Below are 11,328 nucleotides of genomic sequence, written 5' to 3' on the forward strand. Positions count from 1 at the left end.
ACATGAAACTACTGACTATCTCAACGTTGTACCCAAATGCCAGCGACCCAAAACACGGTATTTTTGTTGAAACCCGCTTACGTCATTTACGAGAGAAATATCCCGATGTAAAAGTCACAGTGATAGCGCCTGTACCTTGGTTTCCCTTTAAACATCAACGCTTTGGTCAATACGCTAAATTTGCATCTGTGCCTTATTTTGAACAACGACATGGTATATCCATCTATCACCCTCGTTATATCGTCATTCCAAAAGTGGGGATGAATATGACACCGATTACCTTACAGGCCTGCATTGACCGACAACTTTCTCTTTTAGTTCGGCATGGTTTCAATTTCGATTTAATTGATGGACATTATTTTTATCCCGATGGCGTTGCTATTGCAGCAATCGCAAACAAATGGAAAAAACCCTTTACCGTTACAGCACGAGGAACTGATATTAATTTGATCCCTCAATTTCATAAACCACTAAAAAAAATCCAAGACGTATTCCATAAAAGTAACCATAACCTAGCGGTATGTGAAGCTCTCCGGCAAGAGATGATTTTAAACGGTGCCGACCCTGCAAAAGTCACTGCATCAAGAAACGGTGTTGATTTAACCTTATTTCCATTCACGCCGAAGCATGCACAGTTCGACTTGCGTAAGAAAATGCAGCTTCCTGTCGATAAGCCTATTTTTATCTCAGTCGGGTTATTAACCGAACGTAAAGGGCATCACCTGATCATTGATGCCATGAAAAGCCACCCTGACGCGACTCTACTTATCGCTGGTACTGGACCAGACAAAAAAGCACTTGAAAGCCAAGTGCAAGCTAATGGCCTGAGTACTCAAGTCCGCTTTCTTGGGGGAGTAGACCAGTCTGTTCTCGCTGACTATTTCGGTGCAAGTGATGCCTCGATACTCGCCTCAAATAGAGAGGGCTGGGCTAATGTACTACTTGAATCGATGGCATGCGGTACACCTGTAATTGCAACGAAAATATGGGGAACACCCGAAGTAGTGAAATCACCTGAAGCGGGAATTTTAATTAACCGCCATAGCCAAGCTATATCAGCCGCGATGGAACAAATTTTATGCTCACCACCGAACAGAACAAAGACTCGCCAATACGCAGAGCAGTTTTCATGGGATGAGACCTCAACCCAATTGTATACGCTCTTCAACACGATCCTCTCACCATCAGCCTATGCACACAAACATACAGCAACTCACAAGGAAGAAACCTCATGAAAATCCTTTATCACCATCGAGTTGCATCACGCGATGGTCAATTTGTTCATATTGATGCCATTGTAGATTCGCTTAGAGCATTGGGACATGAGGTGATTATTGTTTCACCAACGGTGAGCCAATCAACAAACTTTGGTGATGATGGAGGCTGGGTCTCGAAACTTCGCCGAGCACTGCCTGGTGCCATTGCTGAAATATTAGAATTTGGCTACTGTTTCTATGATCTTATCAAGCTTGCCCAAGCAATTCGAAAGCACAAGCCCGATGTTATTTATGAACGTTATAATATTTTACTTCCTTCCGGAATTTGGGCTAAACAGCTGTTTAAGCTTCCACTGCTGTTAGAAGTTAACTCACCACTATACAAAGAAAGAAAAGACTATACTGGCATCCACTTTCCAATGTTGGCTAAATGGTCCGAATACTACACATGGCGTAATGCCGACCACTTACTGCCTGTTAGTCATGTCATGGCTGACTATATCTATGATACTGGTGTCAATAGAAACAAAGTCACAGTCGTTCCTAACGGTATCGACAAAACTTTATTTAACACAACAAACTCTCACCCTCGCTTAACTAAATTTAAAGACAAAACGGTTGTCGGTTTTGTTGGGTTTTGCCGTGAATGGCATCAACTAGATAAAGTACTGGAAATGATTGCACAGAGTAATAACCGAGAGACGGTTCTACTCATTGTTGGTGATGGTCCCGTGCTAGAGAGCCTAAAAGAGAAAGCAAAACAACTTAACATGAGTGAGCAAATACACCTTACAGGGTTAGTCAGCCGTGAAGATATGCCACACTGGCTTGCTCAAATAGATATAGCGATTCAGCCCGCCGTAACGCCTTGGTGCTCACCATTAAAATTGATTGAGTATTTAGCAACAGGCAAAGCTATTGTGGCGCCTGATGCCACTAATATTAAAGAGTTACTGGTTGATGGTCACAACGCCCTCCTCTTTAAACACGATGATATCCAAGAAATGCCAATACATTTACGACGACTTGTTGATGATCCATCACTCACCAAGTCGCTAAAAAATCATGCTGCAAAAACCATAGATCACCAACAATTAACTTGGCATCAAAATGCTGAAAAAATCATTCAACAGTTTGAACAAGAATTAACAAAAAATAAAACAACCATTATCGAAAATAACACCGAAAACTCGAGTAGTGCAACACCTCAGGCTAAACGCTCACTTTAAAGGTAAAACACATAATAAAAGCCCATGATTTATCATGGGCTTCCAGACAAAAATATTCTAACGCATCAATATACTTAAAATTTCAGCCGTTTTATTTTCCATTAATTCTCTGTTGTTACGCGCCTCAACATTAAGTCTAACCAAAGGCTCGGTATTTGATGTTCGCAAATTAAAGCGCCAATCTTGAAACTCAGCAGTAATTCCATCGGTTTCATCTAACAAAATAGCATTATGACCATAGTGGGTTTTAATGCGTTGCAATGCACGATGCGGATCATCAATTTGCTTATTGATCTCACCCGATGAAGGGAATGCAGATATACGGCGACTTACGGACTCTGATAATGTTAATGCCTTCGAACTTAATAATTCGGTTACCAACAACCAAGGGATCATTCCACTGTCACAATAAGCAAATTCTTTAAAATAATGATGCGCGCTCATCTCTCCACCATAGACGGCTCCTTGCTCGCGCATTTTTTGCTTAATGAAGGTATGACCGGCTTTTGATTGCACAGGGTGTCCGCCTACCGCATGCAATATATCTTTCGTGTTCCAATACAAACGCGGGTCATGAATGACTTTCGCACCAGGCTGACGTAAAGCAAAAGCCTCTGCGAGCAAACCTACAATGTAATACCCCTCGATAAACTGTCCTTTCTCGTCAAAGAAGAAACATCGATCAAAATCGCCATCCCAGGCAATCCCCATATCAGCTTGATGGGTAATTACCGCTTGTTCTGTCATTTCCCGCTTTTCAACCAACATTGGGTTTGGGACACCAAATGGAAAACTGCCATCGGCTTCATGCAATATTTTAATAAATTCGATAGGTACTTGTTGCCGAATAAATTGTTTTTCTATTTCATCAATTACATGACCAGCAGCACCATTCCCCACGTTAGTCACAATGCGTAAAGGCGTTAAGTTTTTAACATTTACAAATGACATTAAATAGTCAGTATATGCCTTTAAACAAGATTGCGATTTACGCTCACCTCTGTTTTTAGCAGCAGTAAATACGCCTTTTTGGGCTAATAATTTAATCTCACTTAAACCGCTGTCTATACCTATAGGCTGGGCATGATAACCAACTAATTTCATCCCATTATAGTCAGCAGGATTATGACTGGCCGTTATCTCAATACCACCATCAAGCTGCCAGTGCTGGACAGCAAAATACACCTCTTCGGTCCCTGTCATCCCAAGGTCGATCACATCAACCCCTTGGTCTTGCAAACCTTGGCACACAGCTTCTTTAATTGAGTTTGATGATAAACGCATATCAGCCCCAACCGCGACTCTTTTGGGCTTAATATAATCAGCATAAGCACAACCAATCGCATACGCTTTCTCTTCGTTAAACTCAGCACCGACCCGACCACGGATATCATAAGCTTTAAAGCACGACCAATTATCAATAGGGTCCTTACTCATAGCCTTCTCCTTGCGAGTCGATTCTAACAATGTCATCTTCACCCAAGTAACGACCAGTTCTCACTTCGATCAATTCAAGCATCGACTTACCGGGGTTCTCAAACGCGTGTTCAGCACCAATTGGAATATAAGTAGACTCGTTTTCACTCACAAGGTAAGTACGATCGCCATTACGAACACGTGCAGTGCCCACAACAACAATCCAATGTTCAGCTCGGTTAAAGTGAACTTGAACAGCTGTTTTTTCACCGGGCTTCACTTTTACTTTTTTGACATGATAACGATCACCCTCTGTAATCGCGTCGTGAGAACCCCAAGGGCGATAAATTTCTCGGTGTTGCAAATGCTCTTTACGATCATTGTCGTGCAGATAAGCGACCACTTTTTTAATGTCTTGAACACTGTCCTTCTGCGCAACGAGCACCGCATCTTTCGTTTCGACAACAATGAGGTTTTCTGTCCCAACCATTGAAACCAAACGATGTTGGGAATAAACATAACAATTACGACTGCTTTCTGTAATTACATCCCCACGAGTAGCATTACCATGTCCGTCTTTGTCAGTAACATCCCAGAGCGCATCCCATGAGCCAACATCACTCCATCCAGCATCCATAGCAACCACAGCCGCTTTCTCTGTTTTTTCCATCACCGCATAATCAATCGATTCAGAAGGACTCGTTAAGAAAGCGTCATTATTCAGACGAATGAAATCCAGATCATTGTGCCTACCGTCAAATGCTTTTTGACAGGCTTTTAATATTTCAGGGTAAAAAAGCTCTAATTCATTAAGAAATGAAGATGCACGAAATAGGAACATACCACTATTCCATAAGTAACCAGCATCGACGTATTCCTCAGCAGCTTGGCGTTCCGGTTTTTCAATAAAGGCATCAACCAATGCTATCGAGTGATCGGCATTCAACGCATCACCTTGACGGATATAGCCATAACCTGTTTCAGGGTGATCCGGAACAATGCCAAATGTCACCAACTTCCCTTGAAGTGCCATTGGAACGGCTTTTAGAACTGAGTCGTGGAACATTTCAGGCTGCTTAATCACATGATCTGCGGCTAAAACAAGCAACAAAGGATCTGTACCTTGCTGCAGGGCTTGCAACGCTGCTAAAGCAATCGCCGGTGCGGTATTTCGCCCTTCAGGTTCAAGGATTATCCCTTGATGTTGACAGTCTGCTTGCCTTAGCTGCTCTGCAATAATGAAACGATGATTCTCATTTGAAATGACAATTGAAGGTAAGCAATTAAGCGCCTCACACCTAAATAACGTTTCTTGTAATAAAGAAGATTCACTGGCTAAGGGTAAAAATTGCTTAGGGTAGTGAGTTCTAGACAAAGGCCATAGTCGGGATCCTGAACCACCGGCCATAATAACTGGGATAATATAATCACTAGACATATATACCACTCCATTCTAAGTAGATATCGCTCGATGAGAGGCAATGTCTGCACTCTCCTCTTCATTCATTCGTCTTTCATATTCAATAACAGAAAATTGCAGTGCAATAATCAATGAAATATATGCCCAGAATATTTCCACATAAGGAAGGGAAAGAGATGCACCAGACAAACAAAAAGCAATCAATGATATTTTTAGGGATTGGGCCAACTGAGAGTGCCAAAGTAGAGCTTTATTATCTTTAACTTTTTTTATTAGTGAATTTAAAGTCAAAAAACTCTTTAAGAGGACCATTAAAAAAATAGAAAACGTTAAAAAACCATGATCACCAATAACCTGAAAATATATGCTGTGAGCAGCCCACCCTTTTCCTATGGTAGGTTGTGGTGTTTCAATAAAATCCAGCTTGTCAAAATCACTTGCAATCTCACCCCAAATAACAGGGTTTTCCAATGCTTTAAAGCCCCCACCCAGTAACGGCCTTTCCATCGCCATTAACGTGTACATTTTCCAGGCTTTAACGCGTGTCATAAATGAGCTATCTTCTTCCGCATTCTGGATAGTATTCATTCTATTGAACCAGCTATCTGAAAGTATTGAGCCGGCTCCGAGGGCAAGAATAAAAAAAACAAATAACATTAATATTTTTCTTTTGCTTTTCAACCAAAAGAAACCAGAAATACTAATAAGGCCAATGAGTCCACCACGTGAATTTGTCCCTAGGATAGCGATGATACAAACTAACCCAGCCCCTAAAAGGACGAACCTAAGCCACTTCTCTTTCTCCTGCTGAAACAGGAAGATAATAACCGGAATCAACATGCAAGTAACAAGAGCAAAATGGTTGTTATCGTTAAGGATATGATTTGATGGCCCTGTAATATTATGCCCACCACCACTTGCAAGAAATTTCAACGCTTCTGTACCAGCCAATAAGCCTGTAGATAAAAGAATACCCCACAAAATCATGACAAAATGAAGATCTTTCCTAATTATTAAAACGATCATTAAGCATAATAAAAAAGCTTTAAAAAACTTCTCCCACTCCGCCCATACTAAGCTTGGAATAGTAATGCTCATTGCAGTTGTTAACGTTGTCATTAAAAAAAATAATATAGAGAGTGTAGCCAAACCGCTAAAATAAACTCTCGGCTTAACTTTAAATACAATATACGAAACAAAAGTCAACATTGCACATGCTGAATTAAAACTAAAACTTGAAGCAAAGCCATAAACCCAGTGCTTTGGAACAATCAAACCAGACCAAAGCCATAGAGTAACCGCTATAAATGGCCTTTGTATTCCAATAAAGACCAGACAAAGAAATGCTAGCATAAATATGCCATCTCTCATTTTTTATCGCCTTTCGTCTTGTCTTCGTTCAATGACCGATAACAAATATATACAAAAAGTGAAAGTGCAACTATCAATAAACCAGCTTCCATGAGTCACCTTCAATTGTATAGTTTTTTATATTCTTCAATCATTATTTCCTGACTGAATGACTCACAAATACGATTACGTGCCGCCTCTCCCATGCTATAGCATTTGTTTTTATCCCTGAATAAAGAGATAAAAGCAGCAGCTAAATTATCTTCATCTTCACTAGGTATATTTAATCCGGTAACACCAGAAATAGTTACCTCATTAATACCTCCTACTTGTGTAACAACATGCGGAATCCCCATAGACATAGATTCAAGTAACGTCATGGGAATACCCTCTGCAAGTGACGTTAGTGAAAATACATCAAAATCCATATATACTTTTTTTACATTTTCTATTTCACCAACAAACGAAACCTTTTCAGATAGGGCTTTGTTACTTCGAGAAATTTCCAATAAATTATTCTTTTCCGACCCATCACCAACAATGATCAACTTACTATTAGCCATAAAATCATCATCCATGCTACAAGCAATAAAAAAGCCATTTATTAACATTTTTTGATTTTTGATTTTATCGAGCCTGGCGACATGACCAATAACAAATTCATTGGTCTCAATTAGGTCTGTATTTTTCTCGTTACTGGAAAAGTTAGTTACATCTATACCATTAACGATTTTTATTACTTTTGAAGGGGAAATGCCAACATCAGATGATAGCCAATCATAAAGGTCATGAGAAACCGCGACAACTTTATGAGTAAATAGACTACAAAATTTACGAATAAATTTATATTTATAATTACTACCAGTTGGATCATTGATATCTCTACCATGTTCGGCATGAAGCCTAGTATTTATACCTAAGATCCATCCAACGATTTGAAATTCAACTGTGCCAAGATTATAAGTATGAAGTACATCTGGGGATAAGTTTTTTAGAACCTTATACATTAAAGTGTGCTTTTTTATAGAAGAAAGTTTTTTGCAGTCTAAATTGATAACCTCAACAGTACCATTTAACTGCTTAACAATACTACCCGACGTGGTTAAAGAAATAATTGTGTGACAATAGTTGTCACCTAACGAGTTGATTGAATTAACAATTACCTTCTCAAGCCCACCAACATGAAAACCATTAACGATATGGCATATGTTCTTTTTCATATCCATATGAAAACACCTTATTTTTATGTAGTTCTAAAAAAACACCCTATAATGAATATAGAACTTATTTGTCGTTCAACCAACATTTTTTGAGGTTTATATGGAAATTGACATCAATAGTTATTTAGAAAAGTTTAAAGGAGTGCCATTTAATTATATTATAAACTATGGAAATGCAGGAGATTGTCTAATCGCCTCTGGAACATTCCAAGTATTTGACTCTATTGGTTTACAATACCATATAAAAGATAGGGAAAAATTTAACTATAATGACAAAGTAGTTATTTATGGAGGCGGCGGTAACCTAGGTCATATGAAAAATGATTCTGCTAGGATTTTAAAAAAATTAAATAAAGAAGCTAAGCATATAACTATATTACCTCACACTATAAAAGATATCGATGAGTTGCTTACAACGTTTGGAAGTAATGTTGATATTATATGTAGAGAAAGAAAATCCTATGAATATGTAAAACAAGTAGCTGTTAATGCCAATGTATTCCTTTGTGATGATATGGCTATAAATTTAGACATCACTTCTATTAACAGTAAAGATTTTACTTTGATTGATAAAATAAACATTTCGGCAAGTTATTTGGCTAACAAGCTCAATATATCTAAATCACAAGTTCCTACAAAAGATGGAATATTTAAGATGTGGCTTATAAATAGCAAAATCAAACAGCTATTAAAAAGCAATAACAAATCAAAAACATTATTTGCATACAGAAAAGATGGCGAAAAAACAAACATTGAAATACCAAATGATAATATAGACATATCAGAAGAGTTAACAATAAGCTCTAGTGAAAAAAGAATCACCCAATACAATAGTAAGATATTCCTTAAATTCATTGATAACTTCGATGTTATTCATACAAACCGTTTACATGTATGTATTGGAGCTGCATTACTTAATAAAGAAGTACATTTTCACGGTTGTAATTATTTCAAGTGTAAAGCCGTATATGAATATACATTGAAAGATAAATTCAGCAACATAACTTGGTATAATTAGTTATTCAAGGCCTTTTTTAAAATATTAAAGGAGGCCACACATAATTCCCAGTATGTGTTGTTTATTTCCTTAACTAAATATGAGAGAAAGATAATCAATACACCGTACGTAGCAATACCTATCGGTACTCCTGTTAACATTTTAATAAAGTTAACATCAAAAAAACCGATTGAATAAGTAACAACGATATACATGATTATACTTGATACGAATGGTAAAATTAGCAATGACAATAATTTATGAAGCTTTATATTTGTTAACATGTAAAAGACGGACATTATTACGACAAAGAATCCAGCACCAATAATCATCCTCAATTCAGATAAATATTCAATCGTTCTAACAGTAGAAATATAAAATGATGAAATAATAGTAATTACTACAACCACATCCATTAATATTAATACTTTCATTCGTTCCTTAATTATCAACACTGAGACAAGTAACTCGTAAACAGCCATAACAATCATAAGCCCAGCTATATTTCTTATAACTACATCTGCAGCGAGCCACTTCTCACCTAGAATTACAAATGTAAAAGGTGTAGATATTGCAGCCACACCAAAAGCACATGGAACTATAATAATTAGCGTATATGATAATTGCTTTATTACTCTATCATTGAATGCTTTAATATCGTTTTTTAAATTAGAAAAAACAGCATACACACCACGATTCATAGGGGATACAATTTCATTATAAGGCAACCAAGCAAATTCCTGTGATATACTATAAACGCCAACTGATTTAGTATCAATAATATTACCAAGTATAAGAACATCTATCCTTGAACGAAAATACCCTGTAATAGAGGTAAGGTAGACCCATTTGGAAAATAGCCATTGCTTCCTCCAATGACTCGAAGTAAATCTAGGGCGATAAGAACAATAAATGTAACTCAGTACCTGTTCAATAGAAGCAATTGTTATAACACCCACAATAAGTGCCCAATATGATTTATAGTATATTGCAAGCGTGATAGAGACAACAGTTCCAATGGTTTTCGCGAAAATATTTATTAATATAAGTAATTTAAAATTATATTTTTTCTCCATCAAATCTAAGCCAACATTACGAAAGCCAGATATTATTGGTATGACTGAAGTAACCTGAATGACTAATACGATCTCTATATTATTAAGGTACTGGCCAATAAAGGGGGCCGATATAAATAAAAGTATGGCTGATAGTATTTTCATTGTTAGGCCAAGCGACCAAATACTATTAAGTTCATCATTACTCAAATTATCTTTAGATATTACATACTTGCTTACACCAACAGCAGAAAAAGCCACATAGAGTGAAACAAAAAAAGTTGCTAATGCAACAATACCGAAATCCTTTGGCTCCAATAACCTCAATAGTATTAAGGTATTCACTGTTCCGATAATTCTTGCATACCAGTTTGACAGCAACCCCCACTTGGCGCCACTGATCAAACCTTTAGCTGCTTTTTCTTCCATACTTATCCTAAGTCCAGTTGCTTAATAACTTTATTCGCAAGTTTTTTATACGCATTACGTCTATATCGACATGTACCCATAAAGTGTACGACTGAAGAGTTATCTAAAGGCTCTGATGTATCTGGAAACATATGCGTTTGATACTTTGGCCATGGCAACACATGTGCACCATTTGCCGTTGATGCTATTACATTTGAGGCTACTTGTTCACTTCCCCATTGATTCCATACTTCCTCACCAAGAATAGATTTCATCTGGTTTGAAAACGTTTCAAGATCATTGAGATAATTATCACCTTTAGGTATACCTGTGAATCCGGCGCAACCTCTTATGTAGTGAAAGCTTGAATCTTTGAACATGGGTAGCTTAGATAAAGTTTGCTCAGATTGAACCTGAACATGAGAAGAATCCCATCGGTTCGCAATATGTGATATGTAGTTAACCGGTACTGGAGACGACCATTTTGGATCGCCTAAAATAAATGAAGACTCATCTTTTATTGCATTTTTTAACTCTACAAGAGGTCCATTTATTACTATATCTGAATCTAATTGTATTACGTACTTTTCTTTCGCTAAAGTAAGTAACAAGACTAAACGCTCCCAGCAATTTTTACGTGGAAGTGACCTCATATCCAACTCATCATATTCATGAAAAATAACATTACTTATATGACGTTCAATCAAAGCCTTATCATTTTCATCAAGAGTTCCATCATTCAAAATATGAACATCCACATCATGAAACCAATATAAAAATGACTTTATTGCTAATAAATAGCTGTGTACAACCTTTTTACCAATTAAAGACAGAACAATAACATCGTTTGAAAATTCGGTATCAAACGTCCTAACATTTACAACTTTCTTTAATACTTGATCACACCTAAACTTATATATCTTTTTTGATATCGCATTAACAATATAATTCATATCTATACCTATCACTACATAATCAGTATTAAACCAAATGATTTTCTTTAGTAATACTTACAT

General features: G+C 37.2%; 9 protein-coding genes. 3 read left to right on the top strand and 6 right to left on the bottom strand.

Going from position 1 to position 11,328, the window contains the following annotated elements; genetic code table 11:
• Nucleotides 1-2: 2 nt before the first annotated feature.
• Both L4D78_RS08670 and L4D78_RS08675 read left to right on the top strand, forming a co-directional pair.
• Nucleotides 3-1,235, top strand: a complete 1,233-nt coding sequence (locus L4D78_RS08670) for a glycosyltransferase (protein WP_428466535.1) — start codon at nucleotides 3-5, stop codon at nucleotides 1,233-1,235.
• Nucleotides 1,232-2,446, top strand: coding sequence for a glycosyltransferase family 4 protein (locus L4D78_RS08675; RefSeq protein ID WP_428466536.1), 1,215 nt, complete (start codon nucleotides 1,232-1,234; stop codon nucleotides 2,444-2,446). Before L4D78_RS08670 ends, L4D78_RS08675 begins: the two co-directional genes overlap by 4 nt.
• 57 nt (nucleotides 2,447-2,503) lie before the next feature.
• On the opposite strand, the gene L4D78_RS08680 is transcribed toward L4D78_RS08675, so the two are convergent.
• The 4 genes from L4D78_RS08680 to L4D78_RS08695 all read right to left on the bottom strand — a co-directional run bounded on the left by L4D78_RS08680 (nucleotide 2,504) and on the right by L4D78_RS08695 (nucleotide 7,858).
• Nucleotides 2,504-3,883: a phosphohexomutase domain-containing protein gene (locus tag L4D78_RS08680; RefSeq protein WP_428466537.1), complete on the bottom strand. Its 1,380-nt coding sequence runs from the start codon at nucleotides 3,881-3,883 to the stop codon at nucleotides 2,504-2,506.
• Nucleotides 3,876-5,300, bottom strand: coding sequence for a mannose-1-phosphate guanylyltransferase/mannose-6-phosphate isomerase (locus L4D78_RS08685; protein WP_428466538.1), 1,425 nt, complete (start codon nucleotides 5,298-5,300; stop codon nucleotides 3,876-3,878). The genes L4D78_RS08680 and L4D78_RS08685 overlap by 8 nt, the downstream gene beginning before the upstream one ends.
• Nucleotides 5,301-5,315: 15 nt before the next feature.
• A complete protein-coding gene (locus L4D78_RS08690; protein WP_428466539.1) occupies nucleotides 5,316-6,653 on the bottom strand; it encodes a putative O-glycosylation ligase, exosortase A system-associated in 1,338 nt (445 codons plus the stop codon).
• 101 nt (nucleotides 6,654-6,754) lie between these two features.
• Nucleotides 6,755-7,858: a glycosyltransferase gene (locus L4D78_RS08695; RefSeq protein WP_428466540.1), complete on the bottom strand. Its 1,104-nt coding sequence runs from the start codon at nucleotides 7,856-7,858 to the stop codon at nucleotides 6,755-6,757.
• Between the two features lie 94 nt (nucleotides 7,859-7,952).
• Here L4D78_RS08695 and L4D78_RS08700 point away from each other — a divergent pair, with 94 nt between their 5' ends.
• Complete coding sequence (locus tag L4D78_RS08700) at nucleotides 7,953-8,870, top strand: polysaccharide pyruvyl transferase family protein (RefSeq protein ID WP_428466541.1); 918 nt, start codon at nucleotides 7,953-7,955, stop codon at nucleotides 8,868-8,870.
• On the opposite strand, the gene L4D78_RS08705 is transcribed toward L4D78_RS08700, so the two are convergent.
• Nucleotides 8,867-10,333, bottom strand: coding sequence for an oligosaccharide flippase family protein (locus tag L4D78_RS08705; protein ID WP_428466542.1), 1,467 nt, complete (start codon nucleotides 10,331-10,333; stop codon nucleotides 8,867-8,869). The two genes, L4D78_RS08700 and L4D78_RS08705, sit on opposite strands and share 4 nt — an antisense overlap.
• A 2-nt stretch (nucleotides 10,334-10,335) precedes the next feature.
• Nucleotides 10,336-11,265 carry a glycosyltransferase family protein gene (locus L4D78_RS08710; protein ID WP_428466543.1) on the bottom strand — a complete coding sequence of 310 codons (930 nt, stop codon included), beginning with the start codon at nucleotides 11,263-11,265 and terminating at the stop codon, nucleotides 10,336-10,338.
• Nucleotides 11,266-11,328 lie beyond the last annotated feature (63 nt).

It is taken from the genome of Photobacterium minamisatsumaniensis, from assembly GCF_050336695.1.
GTDB lineage: Bacteria > Pseudomonadota > Gammaproteobacteria > Enterobacterales > Vibrionaceae > Photobacterium > Photobacterium minamisatsumaniensis.